Here is a 17,898-nt window from a genome sequence, read left to right as displayed (position 1 = left end):
GCTTATTCTTTAACGGGGGTTTCAAACAGCTCGCTGAGCATCTGGAGATAGGCCTCGGAATGGCCGTTCATCTGCCGGACCCGGCCGGCGAGGAGGTTGATTACTTTTTGTATGATGCGGGAAGATATCTCGTTGACATCGTCCGGATGATACTGCAGGGGACTTTTCTGGTTTTTGATCTCCTGTACATGGATGGTCTCCAGCTTATTCTTTACCGCCTGCAGTACCACTGCATGTTTCCGCATCCGGTACCAGTACAGGAAATCATCCATGTGTTCGCGGATGATGTTCCGCGCCTTGGGAACTTCTTCCTGCCGTTTTTGCAAAGTTTCGTCCTGTACTTTGGACAGCTCGTCCACATTGATGAGGGAAATACCGGGCAGCGCGGTCACGCTTTCCTCCACGTTGCGGGGAATGGACAGGTCGATAATGGTTTTGGGCGCGGTGGTATTTCCGAAGTGCGCTTTAAGAACGGTAGGCTGCGGCGCATTGGTGGCCACAAGCAGGATGTCTGTTTCGCGGATATTTTTTTCCAGCGCTTCGTACGGGGCAAACCGGATTCCCTTTTCCAGGGCAAAGCCGGTGGCTACCTGATTGGTCCGGTTGATGAGCGTGATATTCCGGGTGCCGAGCAGGGAGATCATGTTTTTACAGGTGTTGCGCCCGATCTTACCCACGCCCAGCAGGAGGATTTTTTTGCTGGCGATGTCTTCGATTTTTTTCAGGTATTGCACAGCGGCAAAGGCCACCGATACGGTACCGGAACTCAGCTTTGTTTCGTTCTTGACCACCTTGGATACCTGGAGAATGCTGTTGATCATCCTTTCGGTAAAGGTGCCGAGGCTGCCGGCCTCCTTGGCAAAGCGGGCGGCGTTTTTCAGCTGGGCAGGCACCTCGTAATCGCCCAGTATCTGCGAATCCAGGCCTACGCCTACTTTATAGAGATGATGCACGGCCGCTTCGCCCTGCTGCACATAGGCAAGCCGCTGAAAAAGTCTTTTGTCGCCCGACGTTTCCCCGCAGAGCAGGGTGATGAGCTGTTCGGCGTTATGGGCAAAACCATATATTTCCGTCCGGTTGCAGGTAGAAAGAATGAACATTTCATTCACGCCTTCGGTGCGCGCGTCGGCGATTATCTTAGCATACTGCTCATTGTTGATGGCAAAGCGCCCCCTGATAGCCGCATCGGTTTTCCGGTAGTTGATGCCCGCAAGAAAAAAGTGAGATAATTCTTTTGTAATTACCTGTGTTTGATCCATTGTCTTCCCTGAAATTCCGTTCACAAAAGTACTGCTATACCTTTAAATCCCCCGGCATGGCTGTCATTGATGTGTCATTTCTCCCTGTATTTTCGAATATAGACGAATTAACTGATCTTTACAGCGGAGAATATCAGCGGGTTTCGTATATAGCGATGGTTTTAACAGGTAAGACATGATGCAGACACATGAGAACAGGTATGGCGTGTTACTGATGAACCTGGGATCGCCGGTATCCACGGCCGTCCCGGATGTGAGGCGCTACCTGAAAGAATTCCTGATGGATAAGCGGGTTATCGACTATCCCTATCTGCTGCGGGCCTTGCTGGTGAAGGGCATCATCGTTCCGTTCCGGGCGCCCAAATCGGCGGAGGCTTATAAAACCATCTGGTGGAAAGAAGGTTCCCCTCTGATCGTGCTGACGGAACAGCTGCAGCAGCAGCTACAGCAGCGGCTGCCGGTGCCGGTAGAGGTAGCCATGCGATATGGCGATCCGCATCCCGCGGCGGCTTTTGACCGGCTGCTGGAGCGTATACCCGATATCGAAGAGGTGATATTGCTGCCGCTTTACCCGCACTATGCCATGTCGTCTTACGAAACGGCGGTAGAATATGCCCGCGAGATATATCAGAAAAAAAAATACCCGTTCCGGCTGAGGGTCATTCCGCCCTACTACGATGAGGATTGGTATATCGCCGCCCTGGCGGAAAGCATCCGGCCTTTTTTGCAGGAGCCGTTCGATCAGCTGCTGTTCAGCTATCATGGCGTTCCCGAAAGACATATCCGCAAGGGGGATATTACGGGTTCGCATTGCCTGCAGCAACCGGACTGCTGTACGACCTCATCTCCCGCACACCGGTATTGTTACCGTCACCAGGTTTACCGGACCACCGCTTTGGTGGCCCGGCGGCTACAGCTTCCCGCCGACCGGTACAGCCTGTCTTTCCAGTCCCGCCTGGGCCGTGAGGAGTGGCTGAAGCCCTATACGGCGCAGCGCCTCGCCGAGCTGCCGGGGGAAGGCGTAAAGCGGCTGCTGGTGGTATGTCCCGCTTTTGTATCGGACTGCCTGGAAACGCTGGAGGAAATCGCCGAGCAGGGCAGGCACATCTTTATGGAAGCGGGCGGTAAATCATTTACCATGATCCCCTGCCTGAACACCCGGCCGGAATGGGTGGCCGCCCTGGCCGAACAGGTGAGCGCGAAAAGTGGTGAAATTATTCAGGGCGAATGATTAACTTTAATGGCGAAAGTATCCACGCATGAAACAACCGCCTATTTTGATTGCCGAAGACGATGCCGATGACAGATTTCTGTTGCAGAGCGCATTTGAGGAACAGGGATATAAAGGAGAGATACAGTTTGTAAATAACGGGGTTGAGCTGCTGGATCATCTTTCCGCTATACTGGACGGAAAGGAGGAAGACCGCCGCTTTCCCGGGCTCATATTGCTGGACCTGAACATGCCCAAGAAAGACGGGCGGGAGGCCCTGCAGGAGATCAAGCAGCACGAGGTGCTCAGAAAAATTCCCGTCATTGTTTTTACCACCGCCAGCAACGGACGCGAGGTGGACCGGTGCTATTCCATCGGCGCCAACTCCTATCTGGTAAAACCGGTCAGCTTCGAAGGACTCCTGAAGGTAGTCGGTGCGCTGAACGATTACTGGTTCAGGACCGTCTGCATCCCCGATGACCGCATAGACTGATCATACATGCTTACATTACATACAGTCGGATGAAATTTTACACCATTATTATCTCCGCCGTCGCTGCCCTTGGCGGGTTATTGTTTGGCTTTGATACGGCGGTAATTGCCGGTACTTTACAGACGTTAAGACATTATTTTGAGCTGAGCGATGCCGAGATCGGCGGCCTGGTGGCCGCGGCGTCGATAGGGTGCATACCCGGCGCCTTTTTTGCCGGGCGGCTGTCCGATTATTTTGGCCGGAAAAAAATGATGCTGGTCACCGCGCTGCTCTATGTGGTGGCCGCGCTGGGCTGCGGCATCGCGGGCAGCTTCAGCGAGCTGGTCATCTACCGCTTTATCGGGGGGCTGGCTATCGGGATGGCTTCTGCGCTGGCTCCCATTTATATTTCGGAGATAGCGCCTGCGGGTGTCCGCGGCCGTCTGGGCATGCTGCAGCAGCTGGCGATCGTGCTGGGTATCCTGGTTTCCTTTATCTCCAATTATCTTATTGCCAATACCGCTTCGGAGTTGATAACTGCGGATAACCAGTGGCGTTATATGCTGGCGGCGGCGCTCATTCCCTCCGTGGTATTTTTCTTTTTGCTTTTGTTTGTGCCGGAAAGTCCGCGCTGGCTTATTCTGAAGGACCGCGTGCAGCAGGCCAGGCGTATATTCGGCAGGATATACTTTGCCGCGGCGGCGGATGCGGAGGTCGAGATAGTGCAGGCCGATATCAGCAAGGCGGCCCGCAAGGTGAAATTCTCCGAGATATTTTCGCCGCGTTACCGGAAAGTGGTTTTTATCGGATTTGTCTTTGCGGCCATTGCCCAGCTTACCGGGATCAACATCATCTTTTATTATGCCCCGCTGATCTTCGAAAAAACGCATATGGGCGGAAGCGTGCTTTTCCAGACCCTGCTGACGGGTATTGTCAACCTCATCTTTACCCTGGTGGCCTTTGCCCTGATCGACCGGGTGGGCAGAAAAAAGCTGCTCCTGGGCGGCTCGGCGGTGATGGGCTGCTGCATGCTGGTGATCGGATGGCTGTTTTACCGGGAAAACCTCGATAATTATTTTGTGCTGATCACCATCTTCATATATATCGGCGCCTTTGCCTGTACCTGGGGCGCCGTGTTATGGGTATATGTGGCCGAGATCTTTCCGAACAGGATAAGGGGTAGCGCTACCTCTTTTGCCATCTTCGGAAACTGGGTGTCCAATGCTATCGTGTCCTATACCTTCCCGATCATGCTTTCCGGGCTTGGGGCGGCGGCGACCTTTTTTGCATACGGCCTGATCAACGCGGGCATGATCCTTTTTGTAAGCCGCTATATTTTTGAAACAAAAGGCGTGGCGCTTGAAAGCATAGAAGAACATTATATACGGACGACTCCAGTATCTAACCTTTAAAATCATAACTGATGACCGGCAGAAAAGTGACCGCAGCCCTGCTGCTTGTCTTTTCCCTGTGCTCTTTTTCCCTAAAAGAAAAGACAAAGCTGAATATCGTCTTTATCGGAGACAGCATTACCCATGGGGCAGGACTGAAAAGCCCCGATAAAGAGGCTCCTCCCGTATCTGCCTGCGCCTTTCTCCGGAAACAACGCGGAGTGGGGGAGGTGAATTTCTCCAACCAGGGCGTAAGCGGATTTACCACCCTGGATTTCCTTCCTGCTACTGCATCCTACAACCGGGTTATAACGGCCGCGGATATATTCAAAAAGCAGCCGGACGGCCAGCTGGTATTTTCCGTCATGCTGGGCACCAATGACAGCGCCGAAAAAGGTCCCCACGGATCTCCCGTATCGCCCGCCGCTTACCGGGCGAACCTCAGAACCATTACCGACCATCTTCTGGAGGCTTATCCGCGGTGTAAGATCGTACTTAATTATCCTATCTGGTACAGCCCGAATACCTATAACGGCGCCCGTTATCTTCAGGCCGGCCTGACGCGGCTGCAAACCTATTTCCCGGAAATTGACCGGCTGGTAGATGCGTATGCCGCTTCCCATCCCGGCCGGGTCTTCATCGGGGACAAACAGGCCTTTGAGTATTTTAAGCAGCATTTTCAGACCGACTTCCAGGCGGAACGGGGGCACCAGGGCACCTTTTACCTGCATCCCAATCATCAGGGGGCCATTGCCCTGGGCCGCTACTGGGGCCAGGCCATTTATAAGGCGCTTTTCGGTAAAGGATAACTCTTTTTGTACTTCTGCCCATAGTCTCTTCCGTAAGCGGTATAGTTTTTGTCTTTTTCAGGTTGTAAACGTACCTACATCATGAAAAGCAGGGCAAATATAAAAGGACATCCGCTGCATCCCATCCTGGTCGGGTTCCCGATTGCTTTTTTTACCGGTACCCTCGTTTTTGATGTGCTGGGCTGGATCGCGGATCCCAGCCTGTATGATACTGCACTCTATCTTGAGATCGCAGGTTTGTTTTGCGGGTTGCTGGCTGCAGTACCCGGAATGATCGACCTTACCCAAACGGTGCCGCCCCGCAGCTCCGCCAAGAAGCGCGGTATTAGTCACGGTCTGCTCAACGGAACGGCCCTGGTATTTTTCGCGGCTGCGCTGTTTTACCGTCTGCAGTCGGAAGGCATCGTGATCGCTGTCCTGCTGGGTCTGGAGATCATCGGGATGATATTTTTGTTTTGTGCCGCCTGGATGGGGGGTACCCTGGTCTATCGCAACCAGATCGGGATAGATCCCCGGTATGCGGAAGCCGGTAAATGGAAGGAGCTGTATCCCGTGGTGAGCAACGGACAGCTGGAAATTCCCGGTGCCGGAGCGCTGAAGGTGAACCAGATGAGGCTGGTGCATGCCGGCGGAAAGCGCATCGTAATAGCCAGGACGGAGCAGGGATTTGCAGCATTTGATGATCATTGCTCCCATAAAGGCGGCTCGTTGGCCGGCGGCGCCATGATATGTGGAACGGTGCAGTGTCCTTGGCACGGCTCGCAGTTTGATGTAAATACCGGCGAGGTTCGTGCAGGACCGGCACAGGAAAAGATCGGCACCTACGCCACAGCGCTGCGCAACGGGAAACTTTATCTCAGCGGCCTCTAAACTATTTTTTACTGTAAAAAAACGAACCATGACAGCGTTGCACGTTACCGATGAAGACAAAGACTTATCCGGTTGTCCTTCTGTTGGGGAGATGAACACGGTAAATATAGGCGACACCGAAAGGACCATTTCTGTTATTGCCGGGTCCTGGCTGCTGGCTTCGGCCTTTAAAAGCCGGCCGTTTTGCGGGCGGAACATCCGCAACGGTATCGCCGGCGCTTTCCTGCTTTACCGGGGCCTTAGCGGTCACAGCCTGCTGTATACCTGTCTCGGAAAACAGGGCCGGAAGCCCCGCTCTGTCAACATCCGGACTTCGCTTATCGTAAACAAACCCGTGGAAGAAGTATATGCTTTCTGGCGTGAGCTGGAGCACCTGCCTGCGTTTATGCGCCACCTTTCTTCGGTAAAGGAAACATCGCCGGGTCTTTCCCATTGGGAGCTGGAGCTGCCCGGCAACCTCGGCCGCATCGGCTGGGATGCCGAGATCGTAAAGGAGGAAACCAATAAGATGCTGAGCTGGAAATCGGTCAGGGATTCCGTAATAGAAAATGCCGGCAAGGTCACCTTTTCCGACGCGCTGGGCGCACAGGGAACGGCGCTCGATATCATGATCACCTACCGGGCTCCGGGTGGAGACATAGGTCGCAATATCTCCAGGCTGCTGAACCCTGTCTTCAAAAAGATGGTGCAGCAGGATCTGATCTATTTTAAGGAGTTCATCGAAAGCCGGTAACCGGTGTCTCCGGAAGCCGGTCGCGGGTTACCATATACCCAGCAATCTTCTGACCAGGATGATCTGCCCGGTATGATAGCTGGTATGATCGGCAATCAGCATGGCCTCACGGATCAGGTTCTGTCCGTTTCCGTGAGCAAAGGGGGTATAAAGATCGTTCTCCGGTTTTTTCAGCAGGGCGATAAATTTTTCCCGGTCCTGCCTTATCTGCGCTATGGTTTTTTCCCAGGCCGCTTCGTCTGCCGGTTTTTCCGTCCCAGGCCAGTAGTCGTCCGGCCAGGAGAGCTCCCGGTATTCCGGATTAGTCGAAAATTCCAGTATATCCCACTGGGTGATGCGGATATGTTCCACCAGCTCCCATATGCTATAAGGAAGCTCTTTAGCCCGGATACACCTTTGGGCCGCGGGTACATCTTTTACCGCATCTTCAAAGGTAACATGGGCATGCCCGCCGTTGAGCAGCTCGGTGAGGGCCTTCACCGTAGCCTTGCGGTCCTGTTGTGCTGAACTGTTCATGATTTTACCGGTTTCGGGGTATTTATTCCACATTGCTATACTTCAAAGATAAAAAAAGGTAACGGATGCCCTTCCTGATGGAGCACCCGCCGGGCTACATTAAAGACCTTTACCCCGGAAAGATCTCCCTGCAGCTTGCCCGCATGCGCATGCCCGTGGAAGGCGGCCACCACTTTTCTCCGGATAAGCGGTTCGGCGAGACGGGAAGATCCCAGGAAAGGATATATCTCCTCCGGCTCTCCGCGTACGGTTTCCTGAAGAGGAGAATAATGCATCAGCGCGATCTTGGGGATGCCGTTATGCTCCTGGTCCAGATGAGCAAGAGCGCGATCCAGCTGGAGGGCCTCATCTACAGCCTCCTGCACAAATGCTTTCATTGCCTTTTCGCCGAACATGGAAAGCATATGCCGGTCGAATCCGCCGCCGAAGCCTTTTACCCCTGCAAACCCCACGCCCTCGATAACGACGGCCTCCCCCTCGAGGATATGTACATGCTCCTGCTGCAGCGTCTGTCGTATCAGCTTATGGCGGCCTTTTTCGTGATCATGGTTGCCCAGTACGCCCACCACCGGGACGGTGCAGGATTTTAACGCCTCCGATAGCAACTGCGCCTCTCCTTCGTCCCCCGTATCGGTAAGGTCTCCGCAGATCAGCACCACATCGGCCTGTTGCGATATGTCATTGAAGAAGCCGGTCCATTTTCCCTGATCCGTTTCCTGAACATGCAGGTCGGCCACGGCAGCCAGCCTTATCTTTTTTTTCTTATCCTTCCTGTCGGGTATGTCGTTCATGAAGCGCTGTTAAATGGTATTGATCTTATAACTCCACTCGCGGATATCGATATCATATTGCTGCTGGTCCACCAAAGGGCCGAGGCATACTGCCCGGGTGGGCGGCGGTACCTCGTACTGCTGCTGCACCCGGCGCAGCAGTTCCTGAAGCAGCCACTCGGGGATGATTTCCCGGTAATCTGCCGGATAGATGAACTGGAAAAGGATGAGATTGGCCAGCAGCAGGTGCCAGTGCTGATCCAGCCGTGAAAGGAGTCTTTTCCAGTCCAGGCGTTTTCCGCATTTTAACAGGATATGCTGAATGTCGGCTCCGTCGTACCGGTAACGGCTCTGCACATACGTTTTACACCAGATCAGCTCTTCGGGCGGAAGAAGGAGCACTTCCTCATCCAGCACTTCAGCCCGCACGGCATGGCAGAACCAGCTATCGTCCACCCGGCAGATATTGTTGGGGGTATTGAAAATGATGTCTACAAAATATTCCCCGTCGAAGACCTTGGCCAGCCAGCGGCTGTCCGTAAGCTCGGTAGTATAGCCTTTCTCGGTAAACAGCTTTAGCAGCGAAGGGTAGTCGTGCACATTGCAGAAAATATCGAGGTCTTTTGTATCGCGGTAGATGCCGGCATAGTGAAAGAGGGCGAAAGCGCCGCCGAGCATGCAGCGCACATCTCCCTCCCTGATGATCTGCAACGTTTTCCGGTAAAAGGAGTGCGCTGCTTCTTTTCCCTCATCTTTTTCCTGCATAAAATAGCTTTGATGCATAACGGTATACGTCCGGGTCAGGACGCTTCCCCTCTCTGCTGTTTGAGTATAAAAGACCTTATGCCGTTTAATGTTTCCTCGCTGAAGGCATACGGTTCGGCCCGGGCCTTTTCCCAGTCGGAGAAGACGAGCGTTCCTTCGGGAGCAAGGGTGAACAGCACTGTGCCTCCGCAAAGGATATCATATACGATCATCTCTCCGTAGTCTTTTTCCCGAATGATAATTTCCTGGGTATCTTTTTCGTTTTTGCGGCTGTATCGGTAGGTTCTTAACGGTTCCATAGATATGCTCCTCCTTTTTATTTGTTTGCAAAAATGATTCCATTGCCGATTTCCGGTACGATAATTTCTTTACAGGCAACAGCGGCATATTTAATCCTAAATCAGCTTTTTATGAAATCGATATGGACAGGAGACATCGGCTTCGGACTGGTAAGCATACCCGTTAAGCTATACAGCGCAACGCAGGGAAGCGAGCTGGACTTCGACCTGCTGGACAAGTCGGATCATGCCCGTATCCGGTACATGCGTGTAAACGAAGATACCGGTAAGGAAGTGGAGTGGGAGGATATCGTACGGGCCTATGACCTGAACGGTAAGTATATTGTGCTTACCCCCAAGGATTTTGAAAATGCCAGTCCGGAAAAAACAAAGCGTATCGAGATTATGGAGTTTGTGGATGAAAGTGAAATAGACAGTATTTACTATGAGACGCCATATTATGTAGAACCCGAGAAAAAAGGTCAAAAACCCTATCTCCTGCTCCGGGAAGCATTGCGGAAAACAAAAAAAGCCGGGCTGGGAACCTACGTGCTGCGAAACAGGGAGCACCTGTGTGTCATAAAGGTCGTAAATGACCTGATCGTGCTCAACAGGATCCGTTTTGAGGAAGAGATAAGAAACCCGGAGGAGGTGAACGCCCCTGTCGCAAAAAAGATAAATCCCGGCGAGCTGAAGATGGCGGTAACCCTGATCGAACAGATGACAGGTGATTTTAAGATCGGCAACTATAAGGATACCTATTCCGCAGAGCTGTTAAAGGTGATCAAGGCCAAGGCCAGAGGGAAGAAAACGACGGCTCCCAAGTTAAAGGTGGTACACAAACGTACCGATAATCTTATGGAACAGCTTAAAGCCAGCCTTGGCAAGAAGCGGAGAAAGACTTCCTGATCTCCCGGGATGGCGCAGGAAACGGTTTGCGCAATTTTTTCCTCAGCCTGTGTAGAGAGGGAAAAAAACTGCATTAAAAACGCGCTGTCCGGAGCTGTATCCGGCATATGCAACGGTAGCTGTCCGGCTAAAGAAGCCTTGTTGGCGCGGGATAGCTGCAGCTGCTGCCTTTCTGTTTTTCCTTTGGCATAATCTTTTGAGGAAAATAGACAAACGTTATTGTTCATCTGTTTTAAAAATCATTTTTCCATGGAACGTAAATCATCCCGCGCTGGGGGCGTCCTTACGGACAAACAGCAGGAGTCCCTGTTGATGGATTTTTTTGTGGACGAGCTGAAAGATATTCTCTGGGCAGAGAAGCATCTTGTAAAGGCGCTTCCCAAGATGGAAGACAAGGCCACTACGGAAGAGCTGAAGCAGGCGCTTGGCAATCACCTGGCAGAAACGGAAGGCCATGTGGACCGGCTTGAAGAAGTTTTTGACATGATCGGCGTGGGCGCGCGTGCAAAAAAATGCGAAGCCATGGCCGGCATCATCAAAGAAGGGGAAGACGTGATTGCCGATACCGAAACCGGCACGCTTACACGCGATGCCGGTATCATTATGGCTGCCCAGAAAGCAGAACATTATGAGATCGCTACCTACGGCGGTCTTATTACGCTGGCCAAAACCCTTGGGATGCCTGATGTCGCCGAAGTGCTCGGTCAAACCATCCAGGAAGAAAAGGCCGCCGACGTATTGCTGTCGAGTATTGCTGAAAACCATATTAACATCAGTGCCAGCGAAGAAGCTTCGTAGTATAACCCTTTTAAAACATAAAGCATGAGTAAAACGGCCAGCGATTACCTGATCAGCCGTTTGTCCGCCTGGGGGGTTAAACGCATCTTCGGATACCCCGGCGACGGTATAAACGGCCTGATGGGCGCCTTAAACCGGATGGACGGAGCCATCGATTTTATACAGGTACGTCACGAGGAGATGGCGGCTTTCATGGCCTGCGGACACGCCAAGTTTACCGGAACGGCAGGCGTATGTATGGCAACTTCCGGTCCCGGCGCCATTCACCTGCTCAATGGTCTCTATGATGCAAAGATGGATCACCAGCCTGTAGTGGCTATTATCGGGCAGCAGGCACGATCGGCGCTGGGCGGAAGCTATCAGCAGGAGGTGGATCTGATCAGCCTGTATAAGGATGTTGCCGGCGCTTATGTGCATATGGCCTCCGAGCCGGGACAGGTCAGGCATCTGGTGGACCGCGCTTTCCGCATAGCGCTGGCGGAACGGACGGTTACCTGTATTGTCATCCCGAATGACGTTCAGGAGCTGGATGCGGAAGAGCCCGAGCGGAAACACGGTACCGTGCATTCCGGGGCAGGTTATTCCAGACCCCGCATGCTTCCGTCTGATGCCGATCTGCAAAGGGCGGCCGACCTGCTGAATGAAGGGAAAAAGATAGCCATGCTGATCGGGGCGGGCGCTTTCGGAGCTGCCGCAGAAGTGCTGGAGACGGCCGATGTGCTGGGGGCAGGTATCGCCAAAGCCCTGCTCGGGAAAGCCGTCATCCCGGATGATCTCCCCTATGTGACGGGGTCGATAGGCCTGCTGGGCACCAAGCCCAGCTGGGATCTGATCATGGAATGCGATACCCTGCTTATGGTCGGATCGGGTTTCCCCTACTCCGAATTTCTTCCGAAGGAAGGTCAGGCAAAAGGCGTACAGATCGACATCAAGGGCGGTATGCTTGGTATACGGTACCCGATGGACGTCAACCTGCAGGGAGACAGCCGGGAGACCTTACGCGCCCTCATGCCCTTGCTGAAAAGAAAAGAAGACCGCAGCTGGCGGGAACAGATCGAAAAAGAGGTGGCCAGGTGGTGGAAGGTGCTGGAGGCCCGCGCGATGAACAGCGCAAAGCCCATCAATCCGCAAAGAGTATACTGGGAGCTGTCGTCGCGACTGCCTGACGACTGTATCCTCACATCGGATTCCGGCTCCTCCGCCAACTGGTTTGCGCGGGATATCAAGATCCGGAAGGGAATGATGGCTTCGCTCTCGGGGAACCTGGCCACCATGTGTCCCGGCGTGCCCTATGCCATTGCAGCAAAGTTTGCTTACCCGGACCGCATGCCGGTGGCGCTGGTCGGCGACGGGGCAATGCAGATGCTGGGCAACAACGGGCTCATTACGATTGCCAAGTACTGGGAACGCTGGAAAGATCCCCGCTTCCTGATCCTGGTGCTGAACAACCGCGATCTCAACCAGGTAACCTGGGAACAGCGGGTGCTGGTCGGCGATCCCAAATTTGACGCTTCGCAGGATATACCCGAGTTTCCCTATGCCCGCTATGCGGAGCTGCTGGGGCTGGAAGGTATACGGGTGGAAGAACCGGACGACATCGTGCCTGCCCTGGAGCAGGCGCTGAGCGCTCACCGGCCTGTTGTCCTGGATGTGGTAACGGATCCGAACGTTCCGCCGTTGCCTCCGCATATCAACTTTGAGCAGGCCAAATCCTTTGTCCTTTCCATACTCAAGGGCGATTCCGGAAGAGGCGATATGATCCGGCAGGCCTATAAGGATGTGATCGAGAGCTATCTCCCGGGGAAATAATGCGTAGTTACGCCTCCTTATGCATTCTTTTCCAAACATACGGCCGCTTGGGGGGCAGGTGCCGGTCAGTGACCTGACGGTATCTGTTTACCGGATACCTACGGATACTCCTGAGTCGGATAGTACCTTTAAATGGACCCATACTACCCTTGTGCTGGCGGAAATAGAAGGCGGCGGGAAGCACGGTATCGGATATACGTATGGCAGCCCCGCCGTAGCCACGTTCATTGATAAAATGCTCAAGCCCTTGCTTGGCGGGGCAGATGTGATGAACATACCCGAAACCGCCGGCCTCCTGACCGCAGCGGTCCGCAATGAAGGGAATTGCGGTGTGGCGGCTATGGCGCTATCTGCCGTGGACAGCGCGCTCTGGGACCTTAAGGCCAAGGTGCTGGGTTTATCCCTTTCAGATCTGCTGGGAAAGGTCAGGCCTGAAATGCAGTTGTATGGCAGCGGCGGCTTTACCTCCTATACGATAGACCGTTTGCAGGAGCAGTTGGGGAAATGGGCGCAGGCAGGCTTTCGCGGTGTGAAAATGAAAGTGGGGCGCCGGCCTCAGGAAGATGAAAGACGCGTCAGGGCAGCCCGGGATGCCGTCGGCGGACATGCTGCGCTGTTTGTGGATGCCAACGGTGCTTACCACGCGCGTGAAGCGCTGGAGAAAGCAGAGCAGTTTGCGCAGTATGGGGTAAGCTGGTTTGAAGAACCTGTGCCTGCTGCCGATCTGAAGGGACTGCAATTTATCCGTACCCGCGTTCCGCCCTCTATGCGTATCGCAGCCGGGGAATACGGGTATAATCTTCCTTATTTTGATGCCATGCTGCAGGCCGGGGCAGTGGATGTATTGCAGGCCGATGCTACGCGCTGCGGCGGAATTACCGGATTTTTAAAAGCCGGCTATCTCTGCGAGGCGCGGCAGCTTCCCTTTTCCTCTCATTGCGCCCCAGCGCTTCATTTGCCTGCAGCGCTGGCCCTTCCTTCCTTTTGTGTGGCAGAATACTTTTACGATCATGTGCGGATAGAGAAGATGTTTTTTGACGGCGTCCCCGAGCCGGCGAACGGCATGCTGCGTCCCGACCCGGGACGGCCGGGACTGGGCCTTGAGCTGAAGCGGGCCGACGCCGGAAAATATGCCCTTTGAAACAATAGCTGCGGAAATTGATCATCAGCAAAAACCGTATAATGAAGCCTGAGAACAAATCATCTGCTGCGGGCGATACCCGTTTTATGACCAGGGCCGCCCGCGGCGTGGATGTCCGGCGGCTGGAGGCCTTGCTGAAGGCCAACCTTTCCGGCGAAGTCCGTTTCGATGCCGGCAGCCGTGCCTTGTATGCAACCGACTCTTCCAATTACCGGCAGGTGCCGATCGGGGTGGTGATCCCGAAAAGTGAGACGGACATTATCCATACGGTGGCCGCCTGCCGGAAGTACCACGCTCCCCTGCTGATGCGGGGCGGCGGCACCAGCCTGGCGGGGCAGGGTTGCAATGTTGCCGTGGTGCTGGATACCACCAAATATTACAACCGGGTACTTGAGCTGGACAAGACGCGGAAAACGGTACGGGTGCAGACCGGTATCGTGCTGGACCATATGCTTAAGGCTACCCGCCGGGAAGGCCTGGTATTTGGTCCGGATCCCGCCACGCACAACCATTGCAGCATCGGCGGCATGCTGGGCAATAATTCCTGCGGCATCCATTCCGTGATGGCGGCGCACGCCGGCTATGGCGCCCGCATGTCCGACAATACCGCATCTCTTTCCGTACTTACCTACGACGGCATAAAAATGGAGGTGGGGCCAACCGGCGAACAGGAGCTGGAGGCCATTATCCGTGCCGGCGGCAGGAGAGGGGACATCTATCGTCAGCTGAGGGATTTTCGAGACAAATATGCTGACCTTATCCGTGAAAGATTTCCGGATATTCCCCGCCGAGTCTCCGGGTATAACCTGCCGGCTCTGCTCCCGGAAAACGGATTTAATGTGGCTGCTGCGCTGGTGGGATCCGAATGTACCTGCGTAACCATCCTTGAAGCCACCCTGAAATTGATGGAAGAACCGCCTGCCCGTTCTCTGCTGGTGCTGGGCTATCCCGATATTTTTACCGCGGGGCGGCAGGTGCCCCGGGTAATGCAGCACAAGCCCATCGGTCTGGAAGGAATAGACGATCGGCTGCTGAAGGATATGCAGGAAAAGGGACTCAACCTCGAAGACCTGGAGCTGCTGCCGGAGGGGAAGGGCTGGTTGCTGGTGGAATTTGGCGCGGATACAAAAGCGCAGGCGGATGAAGCGGCAAAGCAGCTCATGGAAGCGCTGGGTAAGGAGGAAAAGCCTCCCGTCATGAGCCTGTTTGACGACCCGGCACAGGAGAAGATGCTCTGGGAAATAAGGGAATCGGGCCTGGGGGCCACAGCCTGGGTGCATGGAAAGCCGGACAGCTGGCCGGGCTGGGAAGACTCCGCTGTGCCTCCCGAAAAGGTGGGAGATTATCTGGAGGAGCTGCGGGCCCTTTTCTCCAGCTATGGCTACGAACCCTCCCTGTACGGTCATTTCGGACAGGGATGTATTCATTGTCGCGTCGGGTTCGATCTGTTCAGCCAGGAGGGACTGCAGCGGTATAAAAAATTCACGGAAGCGGCAGCCAGGCTGGTGCTGAAATACGGCGGCTCTATTTCCGGTGAGCACGGCGACGGGCAGGCCCGTGGCGATCTGCTGGAGATCATGTACGGGAAGGAAATGGTCCAGGCCTTCCGCGAGTTTAAAGCCATCTGGGATCCCCAAGGAAAGATGAACCCCGGCAAGATAGTGGATACTTACGGACAGCTAAGCAACCTGAGGGTCGGTACCCATTACCAGCCGGCCAACCCTGAAACTTTTTTTCATTTCCCGGCGGAAGGAAGCTTTTCAAGGGCTGCGCTGCGTTGCGTGGGGGTCGGCAACTGCCGGCGCTCCGAGGGGGGAACCATGTGTCCCAGCTATATGGCCACCTACGAGGAAGAACATTCCACACGCGGCCGTGCCCGCATGCTGTTTGAAATGCTGCAGGGGCAGGTAGTTACCCGGGGCTGGAAAGATAAATATGTGAAGAAATCGCTGGACCTCTGTCTTTCCTGTAAGGGGTGCAAGCACGATTGTCCGGTAAATGTGGATATGGCCACCTATAAGTCCGAATTTCTTTTTCATTATTATAAAGGCCGGCTGCGTCCCCGTTCCGCCTATGCCTTCGGGCTGATCCACTGGTGGTCGCGGCTGGCTTCGCAGATGCCGGAGCTGGTCAACGGCATCACCCAGTCGCGCGTGCTGGCCCCGCTTGTGAAGCTGATGACCGGCGTAGCGCCCGAGCGCAGCCTTCCCCGTTTTGCCGCACAGCCTTTCCGGAAATGGTTTACGCAGCAGGAAAGAAAAAAAAGCGATCGTCCCCGCGTGATCCTCTGGACGGATACGTTTAACAATTTCTTTTTACCGGAAACGCTGGTAGCGGGCGCCGAGGTTCTGGAGGCTGCCGGTTTTCGGGTGGTGATACCGCGACGCCAGCTTTGTTGCGGCCGTCCCCTGTATGATTTCGGAATGCTTCATATGGCCCGCGGCCTGCTGCAGCAGATACTGGGTTCGCTGCGGCGGGAGATTCGCGCAGGTACGCCGGTGGTGGGTCTGGAGCCCAGCTGCGTGGCGGTGTTCCGGGATGAGCTGTGCAATCTTCTCCCTTATAACGAAGATGCCCGGCGTCTTCGTAGCCAGACCTACACGCTGGCCGAGTTTCTCGAAAAAAAAGCCCCTCATTTTCAGCTACCCGCCTTTAAGCGGAAAGCGCTTTTGCACGGGCACTGTCACCATAAAGCGATCATGCAGCTCGATACCGACGAAAAGGTACTCCGGCATATGCAGCTGGACTATCAGTTGCTGGATTCTGGTTGCTGCGGGATGGCCGGCTACTTTGGTTATGAAAAAGGAGCGCCTTACCAGGTATCCGTCAGGGCGGGGGAGAATGTGTTGCTGCCTGCAGTACGGAAAGCGTCGAAGGATACGTTGATCATTGCCGACGGATTCAGCTGCCGCGAGCAGATCAGGCAGCTGACGGACCGCGGGGGCTTGCATACAGCACAGGTGATCCGGATGGCGCTGGACGGTAAAGATGCCGCAGCGCCCTATCCCGAGCGGCGCTATGCCGGTAAACTAAAATCGGTCTCTGCAAACCATCTGCCCCGACTGCTGGCCGGCGCTGCCATAGCCGGCATAGGCGTCTTCCTCCTGGCCGGCCGGTTACTCAGGAAATAGGTGATAACGGAAACGAACATACGTTTTCTGTCTACCGCTCATCGGCGGGATACCGGATATGGGCCTGGGCTCTTATGTCATCCAGCAGGGACATCAGGCTGAGGCTGATAGCATGATTGTGAAGATCGCTTTCTGTTTTGCCGGCGGAGAGGCATCGCCCCGCTTCGGCGATCTCATACTGAAATCCTCGTCCTTCCCATGTGCAGGGATAGGTCTGCGATTCGCCGTGATAAAGGGTCACAGTAATGCCGGCGGGCTTTTCGTTCCAGGGCGTCTGTATGGTGATAAACCCTTTTTCGCCATACAGACGGGCCTGCTTTTCGGTTTCTTTTACGATAGAGGATTGCAGCAGCGCATAGGCTCCGCCGGTATATTTTAAAATGATCATGCAGCCCTCGTCGATCTGTTCGGCGCTGAGGCTGGCGGTAGCTTTGAGGTAAACGGGCTCCCCCAGGATCAGCAGGGCCAGGTAAACGGGATATATGCCCAGGTCCAGCAGGGAGCCGCCACCCAGCGCAGGATTGTAAAATCGGTTTTTTTGATCTCTCGGTGCCTTGTAGCTCATATCGGCCACCACGCCGTTGACTTTCCCGATCACGCCCTGCTGCAGCAGCTCCAGCACTTTCCGGAGGCTGGGCAGAAAGCGGATCCACATGCCTTCAAGGAGAAACGTTCCGTGCATGCGCGCGGTCGTGATCATCTCTTCGGCCTGGCGCAGGTTGAGGGCCAGCGGTTTTTCACACAGTACGGGAATACCCCGTTCCAGACATTCCATTGTCTGGCTGTAATGCGCCGCATGGGGCGTAGCGATGTATACGATGTCCGGCGGGGCAGTGGACAGCATGGCTTTGAGGCTGTCAAAGAAATACGGAATACCATGCTTTGCGGCAAATTCCTCCGCGTCGTTCAGGTGGTGGGACATGACCGCCGTTACCCGGTGCGGGCGATCGTCCGCCCGCGCAAGATCCTGTACAAAAGCCCGGGCAATTTTACCGGGCCCGACGATGCCCCATTTTAGCTCCTGATCCATCTTGGTG

17 protein-coding genes are annotated in these 17,898 nt (G+C 54.6%); 11 read left to right on the top strand and 6 right to left on the bottom strand.

The window, feature by feature from the left end; genetic code table 11:
• Positions 1 to 2: 2 nt before the first annotated feature.
• A complete protein-coding gene (gene hemA, locus ABD851_RS12315) occupies positions 3 to 1,259 on the bottom strand; it encodes a glutamyl-tRNA reductase (protein WP_344979681.1) in 1,257 nt (418 codons plus the stop codon).
• 175 nt (positions 1,260 to 1,434) lie between these two features.
• Here hemA and hemH point away from each other — a divergent pair, with 175 nt between their 5' ends.
• The 6 genes from hemH to ABD851_RS12285 all read left to right on the top strand — a co-directional run bounded on the left by hemH (position 1,435) and on the right by ABD851_RS12285 (position 6,744).
• On the top strand, positions 1,435 to 2,490 hold the full coding sequence (gene hemH / locus ABD851_RS12310) for a ferrochelatase (RefSeq protein WP_344979679.1): 1,056 nt from the start codon (positions 1,435 to 1,437) through the stop codon (positions 2,488 to 2,490).
• Between the two features lie 28 nt (positions 2,491 to 2,518).
• Positions 2,519 to 2,962, top strand: coding sequence for a response regulator (locus ABD851_RS12305; protein ID WP_344979677.1), 444 nt, complete (start codon positions 2,519 to 2,521; stop codon positions 2,960 to 2,962).
• 29 nt (positions 2,963 to 2,991) lie between these two features.
• Positions 2,992 to 4,353: a sugar porter family MFS transporter gene (locus tag ABD851_RS12300; protein ID WP_344979675.1), complete on the top strand. Its 1,362-nt coding sequence runs from the start codon at positions 2,992 to 2,994 to the stop codon at positions 4,351 to 4,353.
• Between the two features lie 11 nt (positions 4,354 to 4,364).
• The gene (locus ABD851_RS12295; protein WP_344979673.1) at positions 4,365 to 5,141 is read left to right on the top strand and encodes a GDSL-type esterase/lipase family protein; all 777 of its coding nucleotides are present in this window, start codon (positions 4,365 to 4,367) and stop codon (positions 5,139 to 5,141) included.
• Positions 5,142 to 5,222: 81 nt separating this feature from the next.
• Positions 5,223 to 6,011 (top strand): Rieske (2Fe-2S) protein, encoded by a 789-nt coding sequence (locus ABD851_RS12290; protein WP_344979671.1) that lies wholly within the window; start codon positions 5,223 to 5,225, stop codon positions 6,009 to 6,011.
• Between the two features lie 28 nt (positions 6,012 to 6,039).
• Positions 6,040 to 6,744 (top strand): YgaP-like transmembrane domain, encoded by a 705-nt coding sequence (locus ABD851_RS12285; protein WP_344979670.1) that lies wholly within the window; start codon positions 6,040 to 6,042, stop codon positions 6,742 to 6,744.
• 27 nt (positions 6,745 to 6,771) lie between these two features.
• Here ABD851_RS12285 and ABD851_RS12280 read toward each other — a convergent pair whose 3' ends face one another.
• From ABD851_RS12280 to ABD851_RS12265, 4 genes are read right to left on the bottom strand one after another with little or no spacing between them, the layout of a single operon-like run.
• The gene (locus ABD851_RS12280; RefSeq protein WP_344979668.1) at positions 6,772 to 7,260 is read right to left on the bottom strand and encodes a DinB family protein; all 489 of its coding nucleotides are present in this window, start codon (positions 7,258 to 7,260) and stop codon (positions 6,772 to 6,774) included.
• Positions 7,261 to 7,295: 35 nt separating this feature from the next.
• Positions 7,296 to 8,051: a metallophosphoesterase family protein gene (locus tag ABD851_RS12275; RefSeq protein ID WP_344979666.1), complete on the bottom strand. Its 756-nt coding sequence runs from the start codon at positions 8,049 to 8,051 to the stop codon at positions 7,296 to 7,298.
• 9 nt (positions 8,052 to 8,060) lie between these two features.
• Positions 8,061 to 8,795 (bottom strand): hypothetical protein, encoded by a 735-nt coding sequence (locus ABD851_RS12270; RefSeq protein ID WP_344979664.1) that lies wholly within the window; start codon positions 8,793 to 8,795, stop codon positions 8,061 to 8,063.
• A gap of 35 nt (positions 8,796 to 8,830) precedes the next feature.
• Positions 8,831 to 9,094: a hypothetical protein gene (locus tag ABD851_RS12265; protein ID WP_344979662.1), complete on the bottom strand. Its 264-nt coding sequence runs from the start codon at positions 9,092 to 9,094 to the stop codon at positions 8,831 to 8,833.
• Between the two features lie 111 nt (positions 9,095 to 9,205).
• Here ABD851_RS12265 and ku point away from each other — a divergent pair, with 111 nt between their 5' ends.
• The 5 genes from ku (at position 9,206) to ABD851_RS12240 (ending at position 16,861) form a co-directional block, all read left to right on the top strand.
• Positions 9,206 to 9,982 carry a non-homologous end joining protein Ku gene (gene ku, locus ABD851_RS12260; protein ID WP_344979660.1) on the top strand — a complete coding sequence of 259 codons (777 nt, stop codon included), beginning with the start codon at positions 9,206 to 9,208 and terminating at the stop codon, positions 9,980 to 9,982.
• A gap of 249 nt (positions 9,983 to 10,231) precedes the next feature.
• Positions 10,232 to 10,780, top strand: coding sequence for a YciE/YciF ferroxidase family protein (locus tag ABD851_RS12255; protein WP_344979658.1), 549 nt, complete (start codon positions 10,232 to 10,234; stop codon positions 10,778 to 10,780).
• A 24-nt stretch (positions 10,781 to 10,804) separates the two neighbouring features.
• Positions 10,805 to 12,589 (top strand): thiamine pyrophosphate-requiring protein, encoded by a 1,785-nt coding sequence (locus ABD851_RS12250; protein WP_344979656.1) that lies wholly within the window; start codon positions 10,805 to 10,807, stop codon positions 12,587 to 12,589.
• Between the two features lie 19 nt (positions 12,590 to 12,608).
• Positions 12,609 to 13,730: an enolase C-terminal domain-like protein gene (locus tag ABD851_RS12245; protein WP_344979654.1), complete on the top strand. Its 1,122-nt coding sequence runs from the start codon at positions 12,609 to 12,611 to the stop codon at positions 13,728 to 13,730.
• A gap of 41 nt (positions 13,731 to 13,771) precedes the next feature.
• On the top strand, positions 13,772 to 16,861 hold the full coding sequence (locus ABD851_RS12240) for an FAD-binding and (Fe-S)-binding domain-containing protein (protein WP_344979652.1): 3,090 nt from the start codon (positions 13,772 to 13,774) through the stop codon (positions 16,859 to 16,861).
• 31 nt (positions 16,862 to 16,892) lie between these two features.
• On the opposite strand, the gene ABD851_RS12235 is transcribed toward ABD851_RS12240, so the two are convergent.
• Positions 16,893 to 17,891 (bottom strand): Gfo/Idh/MocA family protein, encoded by a 999-nt coding sequence (locus tag ABD851_RS12235; RefSeq protein WP_344979650.1) that lies wholly within the window; start codon positions 17,889 to 17,891, stop codon positions 16,893 to 16,895.
• Positions 17,892 to 17,898: the final 7 nt, after the last annotated feature.

Source organism: Compostibacter hankyongensis, assembly GCF_039541075.1.
Classification (GTDB): Bacteria; Bacteroidota; Bacteroidia; order Chitinophagales; family Chitinophagaceae; genus Compostibacter; species Compostibacter hankyongensis.
Note: the sequence above shows the minus strand (reverse complement) of the source record. Positions and strands in the feature narration are given on the sequence as shown.

Excerpts from the sequence above, each read along its gene's own strand:
- ABD851_RS12265 (WP_344979662.1), bottom strand. The coding sequence starts at position 9,094 with ATGGAACCGTTAAGAACCTACCGATACAGCCGCAAAAACGAAAAAGAT.
- ABD851_RS12270 (WP_344979664.1), bottom strand. The coding sequence starts at position 8,795 with ATGCAGGAAAAAGATGAGGGAAAAGAAGCAGCGCACTCCTTTTACCGG.
- ABD851_RS12240 (WP_344979652.1), top strand. The coding sequence starts at position 13,772 with ATGAAGCCTGAGAACAAATCATCTGCTGCGGGCGATACCCGTTTTATG.
- ABD851_RS12290 (WP_344979671.1), top strand. The coding sequence starts at position 5,223 with ATGAAAAGCAGGGCAAATATAAAAGGACATCCGCTGCATCCCATCCTG.
- hemA (WP_344979681.1), bottom strand. The coding sequence starts at position 1,259 with ATGGATCAAACACAGGTAATTACAAAAGAATTATCTCACTTTTTTCTT.
- ABD851_RS12245 (WP_344979654.1), top strand. The coding sequence starts at position 12,609 with ATGCATTCTTTTCCAAACATACGGCCGCTTGGGGGGCAGGTGCCGGTC.
- ABD851_RS12300 (WP_344979675.1), top strand. The coding sequence starts at position 2,992 with ATGAAATTTTACACCATTATTATCTCCGCCGTCGCTGCCCTTGGCGGG.
- ABD851_RS12250 (WP_344979656.1), top strand. The coding sequence starts at position 10,805 with ATGAGTAAAACGGCCAGCGATTACCTGATCAGCCGTTTGTCCGCCTGG.
- ABD851_RS12305 (WP_344979677.1), top strand. The coding sequence starts at position 2,519 with ATGAAACAACCGCCTATTTTGATTGCCGAAGACGATGCCGATGACAGA.
- hemH (WP_344979679.1), top strand. The coding sequence starts at position 1,435 with ATGATGCAGACACATGAGAACAGGTATGGCGTGTTACTGATGAACCTG.
- ABD851_RS12295 (WP_344979673.1), top strand. The coding sequence starts at position 4,365 with ATGACCGGCAGAAAAGTGACCGCAGCCCTGCTGCTTGTCTTTTCCCTG.
- ABD851_RS12285 (WP_344979670.1), top strand. The coding sequence starts at position 6,040 with ATGACAGCGTTGCACGTTACCGATGAAGACAAAGACTTATCCGGTTGT.
- ku (WP_344979660.1), top strand. The coding sequence starts at position 9,206 with ATGAAATCGATATGGACAGGAGACATCGGCTTCGGACTGGTAAGCATA.
- ABD851_RS12235 (WP_344979650.1), bottom strand. The coding sequence starts at position 17,891 with ATGGATCAGGAGCTAAAATGGGGCATCGTCGGGCCCGGTAAAATTGCC.
- ABD851_RS12280 (WP_344979668.1), bottom strand. The coding sequence starts at position 7,260 with ATGAACAGTTCAGCACAACAGGACCGCAAGGCTACGGTGAAGGCCCTC.
- ABD851_RS12255 (WP_344979658.1), top strand. The coding sequence starts at position 10,232 with ATGGAACGTAAATCATCCCGCGCTGGGGGCGTCCTTACGGACAAACAG.
- ABD851_RS12275 (WP_344979666.1), bottom strand. The coding sequence starts at position 8,051 with ATGAACGACATACCCGACAGGAAGGATAAGAAAAAAAAGATAAGGCTG.